Annotated in this window: 13 protein-coding genes; 5 read left to right on the plus strand and 8 right to left on the minus strand. The window is 71.8% G+C overall.

Going from position 1 to position 15948, the window contains the following annotated elements; translation table 11 throughout:
* Positions 1-337 precede the first annotated feature (337 nt).
* Complete coding sequence (gene pip / locus ACFYYW_RS45315) at positions 338-1306, minus strand: prolyl aminopeptidase (RefSeq protein WP_387659844.1); 969 nt, start codon at positions 1304-1306, stop codon at positions 338-340.
* 94 nt (positions 1307-1400) lie between these two features.
* On the opposite strand from pip, the gene ACFYYW_RS45320 reads away from it, so the two are divergent.
* From ACFYYW_RS45320 to fxsT, 3 genes are all read left to right on the plus strand, one after another.
* Positions 1401-1889, plus strand: coding sequence for a MarR family winged helix-turn-helix transcriptional regulator (locus ACFYYW_RS45320; RefSeq protein ID WP_387659847.1), 489 nt, complete (start codon positions 1401-1403; stop codon positions 1887-1889).
* A 651-nt stretch (positions 1890-2540) separates the two neighbouring features.
* The gene (locus tag ACFYYW_RS45325) at positions 2541-2759 is read left to right on the plus strand and encodes a hypothetical protein (RefSeq protein WP_387659850.1); all 219 of its coding nucleotides are present in this window, start codon (positions 2541-2543) and stop codon (positions 2757-2759) included.
* On the plus strand, positions 2756-5257 hold the full coding sequence (fxsT, locus tag ACFYYW_RS45330) for an FxSxx-COOH system tetratricopeptide repeat protein (RefSeq protein WP_387659853.1): 2502 nt from the start codon (positions 2756-2758) through the stop codon (positions 5255-5257). The genes ACFYYW_RS45325 and fxsT overlap by 4 nt, the downstream gene beginning before the upstream one ends.
* A gap of 230 nt (positions 5258-5487) precedes the next feature.
* Here the strand turns inward: fxsT and ACFYYW_RS45335 are convergent, their stop codons facing one another.
* A complete protein-coding gene (locus ACFYYW_RS45335; protein ID WP_387659856.1) occupies positions 5488-6957 on the minus strand; it encodes a phosphodiester glycosidase family protein in 1470 nt (489 codons plus the stop codon).
* Between the two features lie 259 nt (positions 6958-7216).
* Here ACFYYW_RS45335 and trpS point away from each other — a divergent pair, with 259 nt between their 5' ends.
* Positions 7217-8179 carry a tryptophan--tRNA ligase gene (gene trpS / locus ACFYYW_RS45340; RefSeq protein WP_387659859.1) on the plus strand — a complete coding sequence of 321 codons (963 nt, stop codon included), beginning with the start codon at positions 7217-7219 and terminating at the stop codon, positions 8177-8179.
* Here the strand turns inward: trpS and ACFYYW_RS45345 are convergent, their stop codons facing one another.
* Genes ACFYYW_RS45345 through ACFYYW_RS45365 form a run of 5 tightly spaced genes read right to left on the minus strand, consistent with a single transcriptional unit; the run spans position 8180 to position 13622 of the window.
* On the minus strand, positions 8180-8572 hold the full coding sequence (locus ACFYYW_RS45345) for a cupin domain-containing protein (protein ID WP_352319347.1): 393 nt from the start codon (positions 8570-8572) through the stop codon (positions 8180-8182). It lies immediately after the preceding gene.
* Positions 8573-8577: 5 nt separating this feature from the next.
* Complete coding sequence (locus ACFYYW_RS45350; RefSeq protein ID WP_387659863.1) at positions 8578-9609, minus strand: P1 family peptidase; 1032 nt, start codon at positions 9607-9609, stop codon at positions 8578-8580.
* Entirely contained in the window at positions 9606-11222 is a 1617-nt protein-coding gene (locus ACFYYW_RS45355; RefSeq protein WP_387659866.1) for a PucR family transcriptional regulator, read from the minus strand. The genes ACFYYW_RS45350 and ACFYYW_RS45355 overlap by 4 nt, the downstream gene beginning before the upstream one ends.
* A 56-nt stretch (positions 11223-11278) precedes the next feature.
* On the minus strand, positions 11279-12907 hold the full coding sequence (locus tag ACFYYW_RS45360) for an AMP-binding protein (protein WP_387659869.1): 1629 nt from the start codon (positions 12905-12907) through the stop codon (positions 11279-11281).
* 13 nt (positions 12908-12920) lie between these two features.
* Positions 12921-13622, minus strand: a complete 702-nt coding sequence (locus tag ACFYYW_RS45365; RefSeq protein WP_387659872.1) for a TetR/AcrR family transcriptional regulator C-terminal domain-containing protein — start codon at positions 13620-13622, stop codon at positions 12921-12923.
* Between the two features lie 55 nt (positions 13623-13677).
* Between ACFYYW_RS45365 and ACFYYW_RS45370 the strand changes: the two genes are divergently transcribed.
* The gene (locus tag ACFYYW_RS45370) at positions 13678-15126 is read left to right on the plus strand and encodes an MFS transporter (RefSeq protein WP_387659875.1); all 1449 of its coding nucleotides are present in this window, start codon (positions 13678-13680) and stop codon (positions 15124-15126) included.
* Here the strand turns inward: ACFYYW_RS45370 and ACFYYW_RS45375 are convergent.
* Complete coding sequence (locus ACFYYW_RS45375) at positions 15123-15830, minus strand: alternative oxidase (RefSeq protein ID WP_352319358.1); 708 nt, start codon at positions 15828-15830, stop codon at positions 15123-15125. The two genes, ACFYYW_RS45370 and ACFYYW_RS45375, sit on opposite strands and share 4 nt — an antisense overlap.
* Positions 15831-15948: the final 118 nt, after the last annotated feature.

Raw genomic sequence — 15948 nt, forward strand, 5'->3', positions numbered from 1 at the left:
CGCCGATGGTACTGCACTCGGGAGGGTGTGGGAGAGTAGGTCACCGCCGGACAATCTTTTGAAAGGGCTCCGACTTCGGTCGGGGCCCTTTCTGCGTTTCCGGAGTAATTCAGATTTCCCGGGGCTTGGATGCATGCGCGGGAGTCGGCTTCGGCTTGCGTCCCAGGCCAGGCCGGCGTCTGTGTCGGTCGTCGATCCTGGTGTGCAGGGCGATGAGGAGGGTGCGGTCTGTTCTCGGGGGCCGACCGTCAGCGGCCTTTGTCATGAGAGGTGCTGCTGGGACTTGGTTCGATGGCGGTGTGGTGGTCGCCAGGAGGACGCCCAGCTCATGAGGGGGTCAGCTCTGTTTGGGAGGCGAGAAGGATTCGATGGCCTCGTTCAGGGTCTTGGTGAAGGTTTCGCTGCCGGTGTGTCCGGAGTCTGCCACCACGTGCAGGTCGGCGTCGGGCCAGGCCTTGGTCAGGTCCCAGGCTGTTTGGAGAGGGCTGCCCATGTCCAGACGGCCATGGATCAGGGCGCCAGGGATGCCGGCCAGCCGGTGTGCGTTGCGGAGCAGCGCGTCCTCAGCCAGCCAGGCGGCGTTGGCGAAGTAGTGGGCGCAGATGCGGGTCATGGCCATGATGGCGTCGTCCGGGCGGTTGCTGTAGGCGTTGGGGGTGCCGTTGGTCTCCTGGGAGATCACCGCGTCCTCCCAGGTGATCCAGTCGTGGGCGGCTTTCGCGCGTACCGTCGGGTCGGGGTCGGCGAGCAGTCGTGAGTACGTCGCCAGCACCTTGAACACGTCCCCGTCGCGGTCGGCCTCGGGGACGCCCTGCACGAACCGTTCCTGCGCCTCCGGGAAGAACCTGCCGACGCCGCGGTAGAGCCAGTCGATCTCGGAGCGGCGGGTCATGGTGACCGCGGGGATGACGATCTCCGACACCCGCTCGGGATGGGTCTCGGCGTAGGCCAGAATCAGCGTCGAGCCCCACGAACCCCCGTACAGCAGCCATCGGTCGATGCCGAGGTGCTCACGCAGCAGTTCCATGTCGGCGATCAGGTTGTGGGTGGTGTTGCTGGTCAGGTCGGTGGCCGGGTCGGCGGCGTGCGGGCGGCTGCGGCCGCAGTTGCGCTGGTCGAACAGGACGATGCGGAAACGGTCCGGGTCGAACCTGCGCCGGGCGCCGGTCGAACAGCCCGACCCCGGCCCGCCGTGCACGACGACCGCGGGCTTGCCGTCGGGGTTGCCGCAGACCTCCCAGTAGATGAGGTTGCCGTCGCCGACGTCGAGCATGCCGTGCTCGTACGGTTCGATGGAGGGATACAAAGGGGCTCCTGCTGTTGGAGGATTGGGTTCGCCGTGCGCACTGCGCTGGCTGATGCGAGCTGAATGATTATGCCAGCGCTGTTATATTAGCACTGTGACATCTTCGGACCCCACCGCGACGCCTGATCCCTGGCACTCCCTGCACGAGCTTCTGGCGGCCATGGACGCTGAGATCGAACAGGTCTACCAGGAGCGCGGCCTCGACGGGGTGCGCACCCGGTTCGCCTATCCGCTCATCCGGCTCGCCCACACAGGTCCGCTGACCATTCGCGAGCTGGCGAAGTCCCTGAACCGTACGCACTCTGCGGTCAGCCAGACCGTGGCCGCCATGCGCAAGGAGGGGCTCGTCACCTCCGAGCCGGGGCCCGACGCCCGCACCCGCCGCATCGACCTCACCGAGCGCGGCCGGTCGCTGGTGCCGTTCCTGGAGGCGGAGTGGCGTGCCACCCACCAGACGGTCGCCGAGCTGGACGGCGAGCTCCCGTACGCGATGACGGCCGTGGTGGAGGAGGTGCGGCGGGCGTTGGGACGCCGGTCGATGCGGGAGCGCATCCTTCATCACCTCGTTGAGCCGCCGCGATGAGGTCACAAGGTTGAGCCTCACCAGAGGGCCGGCCGCGCGGCGGGTCCGCTGGGCGAGCCGGGTGTCTCGGCCGCCGTCGGCCAGGTGGTGACGGCGGCGGAGCCGGAGCGGATGGCGTGGCGGGGAGGCGGGGCAGCCGGTGGAGGGTGTGGCGGGGAAGCGGGAAAGCCGGTGGGTGGCGTGGGGCTGAGGTGTTGGGGCTGAGGGGCGGGTCGGGGCTGGGTGTGGTGATCGGGGATGTTGTGCGCCGGATGGCGGTTGGGCAAGGTCAGGGGTTGTTCATGGTCCCGGCAATCTCGCTAAGAAACCGTGCGTAATCGGGTAACTCTATTAGAGTGACCGCTTCTCCCCCTTCCAAGCAGTCAGCGCGCCGTAGCCGTCGGCTGCTGGCGTGGACGTTCGCGTCGATCTCCGTCGGGTTGGTGGCCGCGGGGGTCGTGGGGTTCTTCGCCGAGCCGTTACAGCTGGAGATGCTGGACAAGCGGGCCAGTGTCGTCAGCATGTTCGTGGGTGTCGCGGGATTGTTCATCGCCGGGGTCGGGTTGTGGGCGCAGCTCCGGGCGGCCATGGCGCCCAGCGGTGGCGGCGAAGGCGCTCCGGGGGGCGAGGGGGCCGGGCGGGCTGGTGCCGGGTCCGGTGGCTCGGGGTCCGATGGGGCTGGTCAGGGGGCTGTCGGTACGGGGGGCGCCGGGGCCGGTGCGGGTGGGCGCGGTGCTGGGCCGGATGGCGGCGGTGATGGCGGCGGTGCCGGCGCGGCCGGCGGCGGAGCGGTCGGTGGGGCTGCTGGTGGGCCTGCTGGAGGGGCGGTCGGTAGGTCCGAGGGGCAGCGGTCGATCGTGGTCGGGCGGCAGGAGTCCGGGCTGGCCATGACCGGGGACAGGTCCACGGCGGTGACCGGAGGACATGTCGAGGTCATCGGGGACGTGCACCTGCCCTCGCGGCCCCAGGTGGCGACGCGGCCCGTGCAGCTGGCGCCGCGTCCGCCGCAGCTCGTCGGGCGGGACGAGGTCGTGGCGGAGCTGCGGGAGCGGCTGCTGGCGAGCGAGGTGCGGCCGTCGGTGGTGGCCGTGCACGGGCTCGGCGGCGTGGGCAAGACCAGCCTCGCGCTGGAGTACGCCTACCGCTACCAGCACGACTACGCGCTCGTCTGGCAGTTGCCGGCGGCCGATCCTGCGGTGTTGTCGGCGGCGTTCGCCCGGTTGGCGGCTCTCATGGGTCTTCGGGAGCTGGGCGCGGACGCGGCGGACCCGGTCGACCAGGTGCACGCCGCGCTGGCGGCGCGTACCGAACCCTGGTTGTTGATCTTCGACAACGTGCCGGAGGCCGAGGCGGTGCGGGCCGTGCTGCCCCCGGCGGGGCCGGGGCACGTGCTGATCACCAGCCGGTCCGGGAGCTGGCCGCGGGATCAGGGGCTGGAGCTGCCGGTTCTCGACCTGGAGTCGGCGGCGCTGCTGATGCTGGCGAGCACCGGGCAGGACGACGCCGTGGCGGCGGCGGACGTGGTGACGGAGCTCGGAGCGCTGCCGCTGGCGCTGGAGCAGGCCGCGGCCTACATGTCGGAGACGGGGCTGGCGCTGTCGGAGTACCTGGATCTGCTGCATCACCAGCGTGCCGAGCTGCTCGCGCAGGGACAGGCGTGGGGGTATCGCGAGCGGGTGGCCTCCACGTGGCAGTTCGCGTTCCGTCGGCTGGCCAGGACGAGTCCGCAGGCCATCGCGCTGCTGCGGCTGCTGTCCTGCTACGCGCACGAGGCGATCCCGTACCATCTGCTGCTCTCGCCGCTGGCGCGGTGGGCGCCGCGGGAGCTGTTCCGGGCGGACGTGGAGCGGCGACGGGCCTACGGGCGGATCCCCGGGCCGCGCACGCGCGTGCTGCGTGACGTGCATCCCAGCGTGTTGCTGATGATGCGGGCGCTGCCGCGGGACACGCTGCGGATCAACGCGGCGCTGAGAGCGTTGCGGGGGCACAGCCTGATCGGTCCGCCCGTGGACGGGACGGTCACCGTGCACCGGCTGGTGCAGGCCGTCACGCTCGACCAGCTTCCGCTGCGCGCGCAGCGCCGGTGGCGGGAGGTGGCGGCGGTGCTGGTGGAGGCCGTGCTGCCGGACAATCCGCGGCAGAAGGCGCGGTGGGCGCGGTACGCCAGGCTGCTGCCGCACATCCGGACGGTGCTCGGGCCGACCTCGCCCGGCATGGACAAGACGGCCCAGTATCTGGGGGCCAGCGGCGACTACCGTACAGCGAGGTCGTTGTTCCAGGAGATCGCCGACGCGCTCGCGGCGGCGCTCGGCCCGGAGGAGGTCGCCACGCTGACGGCCCGGCACGAGCTGGCGCTCTGGACGGGCGAGGCGGGCGACCCGGCGGCGGCGCGTGACCAGTACCTGGAGCTGCTTCCCGTCTACGAACGGGTGCTCGGCCCCGAACACCCGCACACCCTGACAACCCGCCATAACCTGGCGCAATGGACGGGACGGGCCGGCGATCCGGTGGCCGCCCGCGACCAGTACGCGGCGCTGCTGCCCGTCCGGCAGTGGGTGTCGGGCCCCGAGCATCCGGACACCCTGACCACGCAGGCCAACCTGGCTCAGTGGACCGGGCAGGCCGGGGACGCGGCCGCGGCCCGCGACCAGTACGCGGCGCTGCTGCCGGTGCGGGAGCGGGTGCAGGGGCCCGAGCATCCCTCGACGCTGATCAACCGGCACGAGCTGGCCCGGTGGACCGGTGAGCTGGGGGACGCGCAGGCCGCCCGTGACCAGTACGCGGCGTTGCTCCTGGTACGGGAGCGGGTGTCGGGGCCGCATCATCCGGACACGTTGACCGTCCGGCACGAGCTGGCGCGGTGGACGGGCGAGCTGGGGGACGCGGCTGCGGCGCGCGATCAGTACGCGGCGTTGGTGCCGGTGCGGGAGCGGGTGCAGGGGCCCGAGCATCCGGACACGCTCACCGCCAGGGCCAGTCTGGCCCAGTGGACGGGGAGGGCCGGGGACGCGGCGGCCGCCCGTGACCTGTACGCGGCGCTGCTTCCCGTCCGGGAGCGCATTCTCGGGCCCGACCATCCGGACACGTTGACGATCCGGCACGAGCTGGCGCGGTGGACCGGGGAGCTGGGCGAGGCGGCGGCGGCGCGCGATCAGTATGCGGCGTTGTTGCCGGTGCGGGAGCGGGTGCAGGGGGCCGAGCATCCGGACACCCTGACCGCCAGGGCCAACCTCGCGTACTGGACGGGGATGGCGGGGGACGCGGCGGGGGCTCGCGATCTCTGTGCGGCGCTGCTGCCTGTCCGGGCTCGGGTGCTCGGGGCCGGGCATCCGGCCACGGTGACGACCAGGGAACAACTGGCCTACTGGACGGCCCGCGCCCGCCCGTGAACCCCGGCGAGGAGACGCGGTCCGCGCCCGCCTATGGGCGGGGATGGGGGTGCCTGACAGGGAGGATCCGGAGCGAGGCGGGGTGCCTGACAGGGGATCCGGAGCGGGGTTGGGCAGGGGAGCCGGAGCGGGGTTGGGGGGTTGGGCAGGGGGTGCTGGGGCGGGGTTGGGCGGTTGGGCAGGGGGGAGCCGGGGCGGAGGGGGCGAGCCTGCCCCTCGCGCCCCGGCGGCTACTGGGGCAGGACGAGGAGGGCGTCGCCGACGCCGCGCTCCACGCCGTCCGACGGCCGGTTGACCAGCTTGTTCGACACCACCATCGCGGTCGAGCCGCCGCCGTCCAGGTTGATGGCCTGGACCGCGCCGAGCCAGCGCATGAACTGGGCGGCCTCGTGGAAGTTGGCGCCGATGGTCACGCCGGGCTGGCGGCCGTCGATGGTGGCCAGGATGAGGCTGCCGTTCCTGGTGACGCCGAGCAGGGTGCGCGGGTGGCGGCGCAGGATCATGTTCACGGAGTCGTGGCCGTCGCGCTTGGCGGTGATCTTCACGTGGCCGTTGCGCACCAGGCCGACGCCGCCGGCGATGACGTTCAGGTCGGGGGTCAGCTTGAGGGGCTTGCGGGTGCGCAGGTCGGTGACCTTCGTGTCGATCTTGACCGTCCAGCCCTCCCAGGCGTGCTCGTCGAGCCATTCGGCGGCGCCGCCCTGGCCGTGCAGCACCCGGGTGCCCTTGGCCACGACGGCGCCGCTCGCGCGTACGGTGACCGCCTTGCCGTTGGCGTCGAGGACGACGTCGGTGCCGCCGGTCGGGGTCTTGGCGCCGTACTCCTCGGTGTAGAGCACGGCCTCGTCCGTGGCGGCGGCGCGGTTGACGCCGTTGACGGCGAGCTTGTCGCCGTCCTGGGAGACGGCGGTGACGGCGGTCTTCAGCTCGGTGATGCGCACGCTGCGGCCCTGGAGCACCACGGCGGAGCGGCCCGGCACGGCCTCGCTGAGCAGCCGGCCGGCGACCACGGAGGCGCCGACGGGCTCGCCGCGCAGGTTCTTGGCGGTGTGGATGTTGAAGAAGCCGCCGTTGACGCCGACCACCGCGTTGCGCGCCTTGGCCATCGAGGAGACCGTCTCGCGCGCGGCGACGCTGGTGCCGAGGGAGGCGGCGTACGAGCCGCGGAACGTCCGGGAGTCGATCATGACGACCTTGGCGTCCCACGGGCCGGTGGTCTTCAGGCCGTCGTCGCCGAGGTAGTCGACCTTGACCTTCAGCCCGGCTTCCTTGAGCGCCTTGGCGGTCTCGTCGGCCTTCGCCTTGTCCTTGAAGGACCACAGGCCCACGCGGACCATGTAGACGGTCTGGGAGGGCGCGTCGGCCACGCTCGGCCGGATCACCTTCTGCAGGCTCGGCGCCTCCCCGGCCGCCTCGACCTCGGCGACCTTGGCCTGGGCGGTCTCCAGCGCGCCGTAGTCGCGGCCGCTCGGCATGAGCACGGTCACCGTGTAGCCGTCGGTGGAGCTGCCCGCCTTCACGTCGTACAGGTCGATGCCCTGCGTCACGGCGGTCAGCGTCTTGGTGGCGGCAGGCCGGGCGCCCAGCGGGAAACTGGCCGACGGGAACTTCACCGCGAGCTGCGCCGCCGAGGCGGGCAGCGTGGTGACGGTGATCGTGGCGGCTATGGCCAGGCCGCCGGCGAGGGTGCGTCGAGACATGAACTCTCCAGAGGGCGGAAAAGGGACCGAACCATCCTGACGATCTCAAGGTCCCTGAGTCAGCCGAACGCGCCAAACTGCTCAAGAGGTTACGAGATTGACACCCAGCCCAGATAACATTGAGCTATGACCCGTATCAGCATGTGGTGGCGGCCGGCAGACGGCCGCTGATTTCCCATGCTGGGCCGTCCTGGTGGCGGCCCTTTCCGAGCGTGCGGGCTCCCCTCAGGCGGCGGCACACCTGAAGGAGAGACCCATCGTGAACGACGTCGTCCTGACCGGCGACCGTCCGACCGGACGCCTGCATCTCGGCCACTATTTCGGCACCCTCGCCAACCGGGTGGAGCTGCAGGACCGTTACCGGACGTACGTGCTGATCGCCGACTACCAGGTGATCACCGACCGCGACCTGCCCGGCGAGATCCAGCGCAACATCACCGAGGTGCTCCTCGACTACCTGGCCGTCGGCCTCGACCCGGCCAAGGTCACGATCTTCCAGCACAGCGCGATCCCGGAGCTGAACCAGCTCCTGCTGCCGTTCCTGAGCCTGGTGTCGGTGGCGGAGCTGAGCCGCAACCCGACGGTGAAGGACGAGATCGCGCACAGCGCCCGGCGCGCGGTCAGCGGCCTGCTGTTCACCTATCCGGTGCACCAGGCCGCCGACATCCTGTTCTGCAAGGGCACGCTGGTGCCCGTGGGCCGCGACCAGCTCCCGCACGTTGAGGTGGCGCGGCTGGTCGCGCGGCGCTTCAACGAGCGGTACGGCGAGGTCTTCCCGCTGCCCGAGGCCATGATGGGCGAGCGTCCGCTGCTCATGGGCCTGGACGGCGGCAAGATGAGCAAGAGCCGCGGCAACGCCATCGCCCTGGCGGCCACCGAGGACGAGACCGCCGCCCTCATCCGCAAGGCCCGCACCGACTCCGACCGTCTGATCACCTTCGACGAGGTGCACCGGCCGGGCGTCGCGAACCTGCTCACGCTGGCCGGGCTCTGCCTCGGCCGCCCGCCCCGGGAGATAGCCGACGAGATCGGCGACGGCGGCGCCGCCGCGCTCAAGGCGCTGACCACCGAGGCGGTCAACGAGTTCCTGCGCCCGATCAGGCGGCGGCGGCGCGAGCACACCGAGGCCGACGTCCGTCAGGTGCTGGCGCAGGGCAACGAGCGGGCCCGGGAGCGGGCGGTCCGCACACTGACGGAGGTGCGAGCGGCGATGGGGTTTTAGCTATCGGGGCTGCCCGGACTGCCGGGACTGGTACACCTTGCGCAGCGTCTCGTGCACGATCCACGTCGTCCGCGCGCCCTCGGCCAGCAGGCACACGTCGCCGGGGCCGACCTCGATCGTGGTGCCGCCCTCGACGGCGATCGTGGCGCGGCCGGACAGCACCACGAAGATCTCGTCGGTCTCGACGTCGGTGACGACGCCCGGAGTGATCTCCCAGATGCCCCTGCCGTCGCCGAGCTCCAGCGACGACGTGGCGGGGTCGCCGGCGACGATCTGCTCGGGGTCGAGCTCGTCGGGGGTCAGCCGCACGTCGTGCACGGGCACGGCGAACGCGCCGGCGGTCGCGATCATGCGGCCGAGGTCTTCGAGGTCGGGCATCAGGACGTCAGACATGTTGCTCATTTCACCAGGTCGGCGAGGCGGGCGCCGTCGAGTGCGTAGGCGGTGAAGCCGTTGGCGCCGGTCATCGTATCGGCGGCGACCAGCGCGTTGACGATGGCCTCCTCCGTGGCCTCGATCGCGGCGTGGAAGAGCGGGTCGAGGCGGGCGTCGGCCAGCACCCGCACCTCGAACACGCCGGAGCCGTGGTCGTCGAGGGCGTTGGAGGGCAGGCCGCGGTTGCCGGTGGCGAAGCAGACGAATCCGTCGCCGCTGCCGTTCTCGCCGGCGCCGCCCGTCCTGGCCACGCCGAGCCCGGCGCGCCGGGCGAGCTTGCGGCACTGGTGGGGGAGGAGCGGCGCGTCCGTGGCGACCACGGCGATGATCGAGCCCGCGCCCTCGGGGCCGCCGGGGCGGGGCACGTCGTCCATGACGATCGGGCGGCCGTTGACGGTGAGCCGGTCGCGGCTGCCGTGGTTGGCCTGCACGAGCACGCCGACCGTGTAGTCGCCGGTCACCCGGGACGCGGTGCCGATGCCGCCCTTGAAGCCGTGGCACATCATGCCGGTGCCGCCGCCGACCGACCCCTCGGGCACCGGGCCCGCCGAGGCGCCGTGGTAGGCGCGTTCGACGTGCTCATAGCGGACGTGCCGGGCGTCGATGTCGTTGAGCCGGCCGTCCCAGGTCTCGGCGACCACCGGCAGCGACCACGCGCTCCCACCCCGGCCGCCGATCTCCAGGGAGACCAGCGCGTCGCGCACCACGCCGACGGAGAAGGTGTTGGTCAGCCCGATCGGCGAGTGCAGCAGGCCGAAGTCGTCCAGGTAGGGCAGGCCGGTCATCTCGCCGTTGCCGTTGAGCCAGTGGTAGCCGGCGTAGACGGGGGAGTCGTAGGCCGAGCCGGGGCCGGGGCGGACGACGGTGACCCCCGTACGGGCGGTGCCCTCGGTCAGCGTGGTGTGGCCGACGAGCACGCCGGGCACGTCGGTGATCGCGTTCAGCGGACCGGGGACGCCGGTGCCGACGACGATGCCGTGATCACGAGCTCTCAACGGTTCTCCCTGCGGAACGACTCCAGCGCCAGCAGCGCGACGTGCAGTGACAGGCATGACTCGACGTCGTCGAGGTCGATGTCGAGGATGCGTTCGAGGCGGCGCAGGCGGTCGTAGAAGGCCGGCCTGGACAGGTGGGCCTTCTGGGCGGCTACGGCCTTGTTGCGGCCCGCGTCGAGGTAGGTGCGCAGGATCCGGGTGAGGTCGCCGCCGCGCTGGGCGTCGTGCGCCAGCAGCGGGCCCAGCTCGCGCTCGGCGAACGTCTGCAGCCTTGCGTCGTCGCGCAGCAGGTGGAGCAGGCCGCGCAGGCGCAGGTCGGGCAGGCGGTAGAAGGCGCGGCCGTCCGGCTGGCGCACGGCCACGTCGGCGACCTGCTCGGCTTCGAGGAAGCTGCGCCGTACGTCCCGGATGGACTCCACCACCGACCCCGCGGCCAGCACGAACGCCGAGCCGGGCCGCCACAGCATGCGCAGCCGCTCGGCGAGCGCGGTCAGCGCGGGCTCGGCGCCGGTACGCGGCGGGAGCGGCAGCAGGACGCCGACCCGCTCCTGGTCGAGCGCGCCCACCAGGGCGGGCAGGCGGGCGTCGCGGCAGGCGGCGGCGGTGGCCTCGGCCAGCTCGCCGAGTTGCGCCTGGCCGTCGAGCGCCTGGTCGACGGGCTCGGTCGGCCTGATGACGACGCTGATCAGCTTGCGCCCGGTCAGCGGCACGCCGACCGCGCGGGCGCGGGCGGCGGCCTCGTCGGGGTCGGCGTAGGCGTGGGTCAGGATGCCGGTGATGATCGTGCCGTGGGCCTGGCGTTCCAGGGACTCCTGGTGGCGTTCGAGCAGACGGCCGAGGGCGAGGGTGGTGGCGGCGCGTTCGGCCAGCACCATCTCGCGCGGCGTCGGCGGCGTCTCGCAGATCAGGATCAGCCGGCCCCAGTCCTGGCCGCGCGCGCCGACGGTGGTGACCAGCCAGCCGGAGGCGGGGTCGTAGGCCGTGCGCTCGGCCGGAGCCACCCCGCGCGACCTGGTCTCCCAGCCGGCCAGCAGCGCGCCGGCGTCGCGGCCCGCGGACTCGCAGGCCAGCACCTGGTGGGCGAGGTTCTCCAGCAGCACCGGGCGGCCGGACAGCCGGGCGACCTGGGTGAGCACCTCCGCGGGCGAGGCGCCCTCGACCGACAGCTCGGTGAACACCTCGTGCAACTGCTCGGAGGCGCGCAGCTCCTCGAGCTGGATGTCGATGATCCGGGCGTGCACGGACTCGGTGATCTGCACGAACGGCGTCTCGCGGGCCAGCACGATGACCGGCAGCCCGTGCTCCTCGGCGGACTTGACCACCGCCCGCGGCAGCTCGCGCAGGAACCGGCGGCCGAGCTCGACGATCAGCCCGGAGGCTCCCACGGAGGCGAGCTCGCCCACGTAGTCGGCGAGCTTCTCGGGGTCGTCGGGCAGCGCGACGCCCGTGGTGAGCACCAGCTCGCCGCCGCGCAGCAGATGGGCGATGTCGGCGATCTCGCCGACGTGCACCCACCGCACCTTGGTGTCGAGCCGGTCGGCGCCCGCGACCACGCGCGGGCCGCCCCGGCGCACGGTCTCCAGGGCGAGGACGTCGGCGATGGTGGGCAGCACGGGCCGAGCCTAGCCGATCAACCTGTAAGAACGGTCATACAGCCATATACACACTGTCACAGATTGAACTCCTCCTCGCGGTACTCACCTCGGGGTTCGCGCACCCGCAACTCCACCCGCCGGATCTTGCCCGAGATCGTCTTGGGCAGCTCGGCGAACTCCAGCCGGCGCACCCGCTTGTACGGCGCCAGCTCCCGGCGGCAGTGCTCGAAGATCGACCGCGCGGTCTCGGCGCCGGCCTCGAACCCGGGGGCCAGCATCACGTACGCCTTCGGCACCGCCAGACGCACCGGGTCGGGGGCGGGCACGACGGCGGCCTCGGCCACCGCGGGATGCTCCAGCAGCACGCTCTCCAGCTCGAACGGCGAGATGCGGTAGTCGGAGGCCTTGAAGACGTCGTCGGTGCGGCCGACGTAGGTGATGTAGCCGTCCTGGTCGCGGGTGGCGACGTCGCCGGTGTGGTAGAAACCGTCGCGCATGGCCTCGGCGGAGCCGCCGACGTACCCGGCCATCAGGCCCAGGGGGCGGGGGTCGAGCGGCAGGCAGATCTCGCCGTCGTCGCCGGGCTCGCCGGTGACGGGGTCGATGAGCACGATGTCGTAGCCGGGCAGCGGGCGTCCCATCGATCCGGGCTTGACCGGCTCGTCCGGGACGTTGCCGATCTGGGCGGTGGTCTCGGTCTGGCCGTAGCCGTCGCGGATGGTGATGCCCCACGCCTTGGCGACCTGGTCGATGATCTCGGGGTTGAGCGGCTCGCCCGCGGCCACGGCGGTGCGCAACGGCAGCTTCCAGGCCGCCAGGTCCTCCTGGATGAGCATCCGCCACACCGTCGGGGGCGCGCAGAACGTGGTGACGCGCTCGTCGCGCAGCACCTCCAGCAGCGCGCGGGCGGCGAAGCGCTCGTAGTTGTGGATGAGCACGGTCGCCCCGGCGTTCCAGGGGGCGAAGACGTTGCTCCAGGCGTGCTTGGCCCAGCCGGGGGAGGAGACGTTGAGGTGCACGTCGCCGGGGCGCAGGCCGATCCAGAACATCGTGGACAGGTGGCCGGCCGGGTAGGAGGCGTGGGTGTGCTCGACCAGCTTGGGGCGGGAGGTCGTGCCGGAGGTGAAGTAGAGCAGCAGGGGGTCGCCGGCCAGGGTGGGGGCGTCGGGGGCGAACCGCTCGTCGGCGTCGTAGGCCTCGTGGTACGGCAGCCACCCGTACGCGTCGCCCACCGCGATCCTGGTGAACTCGCCGGCGCCGAACTTGCCGGCGTCGGCGGCGTTGGCGATCACGTGGGCGACCTGGCCGCGGTCGAGGCGTTCGCCGATGTCCTTGGCCGTCAGCAGCGTCGTGGCCGGGATGACCACCGCCCCGAGCTTCATGGCCGCCAGCAGGGACTCCCACAGCTCGGTCTGGTTGCCCAGCATGAGCAGCACGCGGTCGCCCCGGCGCACGCCCTGCTCGTGCAGCCAGTTGGCGACCTGGTTGGAGCGGGCCGACAACTCGGCGAAGGTGTGGGACACCCGGCTGCCGGAGTTCACGATGGTCAGGGCCGCGGCCTGCGGAGTCTCGGCGGCCAGCACCCCGTCGAACCAGTCGAGCGCCCAGTTGAACCGCTCGGCCCGCGGCCAGCGGAAGTCGCGTCGGGCGGTGGGGTAGTCGGCGCTCAGGAGAAGATCGCGGGCGGCGCGGAAATCGCTCATGCCCCGGATCCTGCTACGTCGCCAGCCGCCGCTCAAGGCCGTCGAGCACCGACACGAGCCCGAAGTCGAACGCCGTGGCCCGGATGACCTGCGGATCCTGGTACGCCTCCATGGCCAGGCTCTCCAGCATGTCGGGGAAGTCGGCGGCGGCCTTGGCGACCATGCCGCGCATCTCGTCTGCGTCGTACGCGGAGTCCTTCGCGGTGGCGTCCCAGGCGATCTCGGGCAGGGTCATGCCGTAGACGAAGGCGGTGACGGCGGCCACGGCGTAGTCGACGTCGAGGCCGTGGAACCCGGCCGCCCTGAAGATCTTGCGCATCCGGTCGGCGGCGGTCAGGGCGTGCGGGCCGAGCGCGGGCACCCGGCCGAGGAGGTCGGCCGACCACGGGTGCCGCAGCATGACCGCACGCATGCCGTAGGCCATGGCCGAGGCGGCGTCGCGCCAGCCCACCTCGTCGGCGTCGGGCACGGTCATCTCGGCCCAGACCTGGTCGTAGGCGAGTTCGAGCAGTTCGTCCTTGTTGGCGACGTACCAGTAGAGGCTGGTGGCGCCGGCGCCCAGCTTCGCGCCGAGCTTGCGCATGCTCAGCCCGGCCATCCCCTCCTGGTCGAGCAGCTCCAGCGCGGCCCGGACGATCTCCTCGCGGCTGCGGCCCGGGGCGGCGGCCTTGCGGGGCTCGCGGAACCAGACAGAGGTGAACTGCTTGCCGGTCATGCCTCCAGGATAAATGCTCTCGCACAGTGTGCGAGAGTTGTCGTACGCTGTGCGAGTGACCTCGAACGCTGTACGAGACCCCCGCCGCTGGTGGGTCCTTGTCGTGCTCTGCCTCTCGCTGCTGGTCCTCACGGTGGACGGAACCGTGCTGAACCTGGCGATCCCGTCCCTGATCGAGGAGCTGGGCGCGACGCCGTCCGACATCCAGTGGATCCTCGACGCCTACGTGCTGGTCTTCGCCGGCCTGCTGCTGACCGCGGGAAGCCTGTCCGACCGGTACGGCCGCCGCCGCTTCCTCGTCATCGGCCTGGCCTTCTTCGGCGGCGCGTCGCTGCTGGCCGTGCTGGCCGCCGAGCCCTGGCAGGTGATCGGCGCGCGGGCCCTGATGGGGGTCGGCGGCTCGATCCTGATGCCCTCGACGCTGTCCATCCTCATGACCGTCTTCGAGGAGGACGAGCGGCGCAAGGCCATGGCCATCTGGGGAAGCGTGGCGATGCTCGGCGTGATCGCCGGCCCGACGCTGGGCGGCTTCCTGCTGGAGCACTACTGGTGGGGCTCGGTCTTCCTGCTCAACATCCCGATCGCGGCGCTGGCCATCGTGGCCGCGTTCGTGCTGATGCCCGAGACCCGCAGCGCCGGGCGGCGGATCGACCCGGTGGGCGTGGTGCTCTCGATCGTCGGCCTGACCTCGGCCGTCTACGTGATCATCGAACGCGAGTGGAACGTCGCCCTCATCGCGGTGGCGGTCGTCTCGCTGGCCGCGTTCGTCGTCTGGGAGCGGCGGGCCGAGCACCCGATGTTGCCGCTGCAGCTGTTCCGCAACCGCAACTTCAGCGGCGCGTCCTTCTCGATCCTGCTGATGTCGTTCGGCGCCGGCGCCGTGATGCTCATGCTGACCCAGTACCTGCAGTTCGTGCTGGGCTACGGCGAGCTCCAGGCGGGCCTGGCCATGCTGCCCCAGGCGGCGGCGGCCGTCGTGTTCAACGGCGTCGGCGCGGCGCTGGGCAAGAAGGTGTCCAACCGGGTGCTGATCTCGGCCGGGCTGCTGATCATGGCCGCCGGGTTCGTGGTGATGGCGCTGACCACCGGCTACCTGCCGCTGATGGGCGGGCTGGTGCTGATGGGCGCGGGAGCCGGCCTGGCCGGTCCCTCCGCCTACGCCTCGCTGATGGGCGCCATCCCGCTGGAGCACGCGGGCGTCGGCTCGGCGCTCAACGACACCGTGCAGCAGGTGGGCCTGGCCATGAGCATCGCCGTGCTCGGCAGCGTGCTGGCCGGCGTCTACACCGCGGAGATGCCGCTCGACGCGCCCGCGGCGGCCCGCGAGTCGATCGGGGTCGCCGAACAGGTCGGGCTCGGCGAGGTCGCCGACCGGGCCTTCACCGTGGCCGTGCACTTCGGCTCGTGGGTGGGGGCCGGGTTCAGCGTCGCCGCCGCGCTGCTCGCGCTGGTCGTGCTGCGCCCGGCCGTGCCCGTCGCGGCTCCCGAGCCGGCCAAGGTCTAGCGGACGCGGGGCTCACGCATGCTCTCCAGGCTGTCGAGCTTGTGCATGCGCTCGTCGTGGCCGATCTGCCGGAGCAGGTCGGCCACCGAGCGGTAGCGGCCGTACTCGTCGGCGTACGTGCCGGGGTCGGGCACGAAGTCCAGGTCGGGGTTGTCGGCCACGAACGTCATGTACTCGTGCTCGGCGTGGTCCTCGAACTCGGCGTTGAGCCGGTAGCTCCAGTCCGGCCGGACCACGAACAGCACCCAGGACACGTGGTAGTAGAAGAACGCGATCAGCCACGGCGCCGCCTTGTGCAGCAGCCAGTTCTGCCGCTGCCCGGCGCGCTGCACCAGGTCCTGCATGATCAGCAGGTGCCACTGCTCGTTGTCCTGGTCGGCGCGGGCCTCGACGATGCGCTCGAAGACCCTCCTGGCCAGGGCCGACCGTCCGGCGTGCCGGTGGACGGCCCAGTAGCCCATCCGCTCCCACGCCTGGTACGGCACCCGCGCGATGATCTCCAGCATGGCGAACTTCGTGTAGGAGCCCTTCCTGCCGTACATGAGGTCGACGGGCTTGAACATCATCCGGGCCAGCAGGCTGTAGTCCATCCGCGGGGTGTCCAGGGTGTCCTGCTGGGCGCGGCGCAGCTGGTCGCGGTCGAGCTTGGGCGGCCCGGCGGGCGCCTCGGGGCGCCCGGGGCGCAGGTCGATGGTGACGGTCATCTCGGTCTCCTCGGTTCGTCGATGCTCCGATGGTGGCCGAGCGGGCCCCGCCGGGTCGTCGCCCGCGAGTGGTCAATCGCGATGCCTCTGGCGGCGTACCGGGAAGCCGGCGCGTACG

It is taken from the genome of Nonomuraea sp. NPDC001831, from assembly GCF_042892035.1.
Lineage (GTDB): Bacteria > Actinomycetota > Actinomycetes > Streptosporangiales > Streptosporangiaceae > Nonomuraea.

Coding starts and splice junctions, on each gene's coding strand:
- ACFYYW_RS45325 (WP_387659850.1), top strand. CDS start 2,541: ATGGGGCTGGTCAGGGGGCTGTCGGTACGGGGGGCGCCGGGGCCGGTG.
- fxsT (WP_387659853.1), top strand. CDS start 2,756: ATGACCGGGGACAGGTCCACGGCGGTGACCGGAGGACATGTCGAGGTC.
- ACFYYW_RS45335 (WP_387659856.1), bottom strand. CDS start 6,957: ATGTCTCGACGCACCCTCGCCGGCGGCCTGGCCATAGCCGCCACGATC.
- ACFYYW_RS45345 (WP_352319347.1), bottom strand. CDS start 8,572: ATGTCTGACGTCCTGATGCCCGACCTCGAAGACCTCGGCCGCATGATC.
- ACFYYW_RS45360 (WP_387659869.1), bottom strand. CDS start 12,907: ATGAGCGATTTCCGCGCCGCCCGCGATCTTCTCCTGAGCGCCGACTAC.
- ACFYYW_RS45365 (WP_387659872.1), bottom strand. CDS start 13,622: ATGACCGGCAAGCAGTTCACCTCTGTCTGGTTCCGCGAGCCCCGCAAG.
- ACFYYW_RS45375 (WP_352319358.1), bottom strand. CDS start 15,830: ATGACCGTCACCATCGACCTGCGCCCCGGGCGCCCCGAGGCGCCCGCC.